Genomic DNA, 1,739 nt, shown 5'->3' with positions numbered 1-1,739 from the left:
TCAGCTGGTTGTCATTGATCCATTCCACCAGTGCCCGCAACAGGTACGGTCGGTGGCTGGTCATGTGGAAGAAGTCTTCGGTCATGCGTGAAGTGTAGCGCCCGACGCCCCGGCCGGGGCGGATCGCCTGCACGCCGGTCGGCGTGCAGACGGGAAAGCGGATGGCGGATCAGCCCGGCAGATCGCGCAGTTTCTTTTCCTGATCGGTCAGGCTGCGGACGAAACCGGGGTGGCGGAAGATACGGTTGCCGTAGTCCTCGATCGCCTTGCTGTCCTTCGGCAACGGCACATCCAGCGACTGCAGGCGCCAGATGATCGGCGCCATCGCGCAGTCGGCCAGGCTCATTTCCGGGTTGAGGAAGAACTTGCTGGCCTTGAACAACGGCAGCGATGCCGTCAACAGTTCCTTCAGCCGCTTGCGCCCTGCCTCGGCCTGGGTCTTGTTGCCCAGCTGGATCGCCTGCACCTGCGGCACCCAGTCGTGCTCGATACGCAGCATGGCCAGGCGGATGCGAGCGCGCGACAGCGGATCAACCGGCATCAGCGGCGGATGCGGATAGCGCTCGTCCAGATACTCGCTGACCACCGACGCGGCATACAGCACCAGCTCGCGCTCGACCAGGGTCGGCACCGAGTGGTACGGATTGAGATCGATCAGATCTTCCGGCGGGTTCTGTGGATCCACCGGTACGAAGTCGAAACTCACGCCCTTGGCCGCCAGCACCAGGCGCACACGGTGGCACAGTACATCGTCGTTCGAGGAAAACAGCGTCAGTGTATTGCGCATGCGTACGCTCGCCGCCATMAAAGGCTCTCCTACGACAGGAGACCGCCTGCCGCATCGGCGCCGCCAGCACCGTGCTGACGGTCGACTCCTCCCCGAGTGTGCAACCGACCATCACAAAAGCCAATAGGCCCGTTGCGATGGCCGGCCCTGGATCAGTGCACGTCCTTCCAGTATTCCTTCTTCAACAGGTACACCAGGAAGGTCAGCAGGGCCAGGAACAGGATCACCCAGACACCGAGCTGCTGCCGCTTCAGCGCGGCCGGCTCGCCGGCGTATTCAAGGAAGTTGGTGATGTCGCGCACGGTCTGGTCGTACTGTGCCGCATCGACCGAGCCCGGGCTTTCGATGCGCAGGCCCGTCACCGGCGGATCCATGCCCGGCGCTTCGGCCTTGCCATGCACCGCATGCTGCAGGCCCTGCATCTCCCACAACGGATTGGGCATGGATGCGTTGGCAAACAGCGCGTTGTTCCAGCCCAGCGGGCGGCTGCTGTCCAGGTAGAAAGACTTCAGGTAGGTGTAGATCCAGTCGCTGCCGCGCACCCGGGAAATCAGGCTCAAGTCCGGCGGCATCTTGCCGAACCACTTTTCGGCCTGCTCCTTGGGCATCGCCACCGGCACCGGATCGCCGATCGCCGAGCCGGTGAAGTTGAGGTTGTTCATCACCTCTTCCTCGCTCAGCCCCAGGTCATCGCCCATCCGCGAATAGCGCAGGTACTTCAGTGCATGACAGCCACTGCAGTAGTTCATGTACAACTGGGCGCCGCGCTGCAGCGACGCCCGGTCACCCAGGTCGTTGCCGGCCTGCAGGAGCTTGGTGCCGCCCTCGGCAGCCATGGCCAGGGTACTGCCCAGCATCAGGGCGGCCGCCAGGGCCAGCCGGACCATCCAGCGCTCAGTCATGCGTGGTCACCCTTTCCGGTACCGGCTTGGTCTTGTCCAGCCTTGTCCAT

At 63.8% G+C, this 1,739-nt stretch carries 2 protein-coding genes and 1 pseudogene; all 3 read right to left on the bottom strand.

What is annotated here, in order from left to right; all coding sequences use genetic code 11:
* A pseudogene (locus AB4Y84_RS20875) lies at positions 1-85 on the bottom strand (ClpXP protease specificity-enhancing factor); the annotation flags it as partial.
* 84 nt (positions 86-169) lie between these two features.
* On the bottom strand, positions 170-805 hold the full coding sequence (locus AB4Y84_RS20870; protein ID WP_089240017.1) for a glutathione S-transferase N-terminal domain-containing protein: 636 nt from the start codon (positions 803-805) through the stop codon (positions 170-172).
* 134 nt (positions 806-939) lie between these two features.
* Complete coding sequence (locus AB4Y84_RS20865) at positions 940-1,689, bottom strand: cytochrome c1 (protein WP_442243719.1); 750 nt, start codon at positions 1,687-1,689, stop codon at positions 940-942.
* Positions 1,690-1,739: the final 50 nt, after the last annotated feature.

The organism is Stenotrophomonas sp. 2YAF22 (assembly GCF_052114665.1).
Lineage (GTDB): Bacteria > Pseudomonadota > Gammaproteobacteria > Xanthomonadales > Xanthomonadaceae > Stenotrophomonas > Stenotrophomonas indicatrix.
This window is presented reverse-complemented; position numbering and strand designations above follow the sequence as displayed.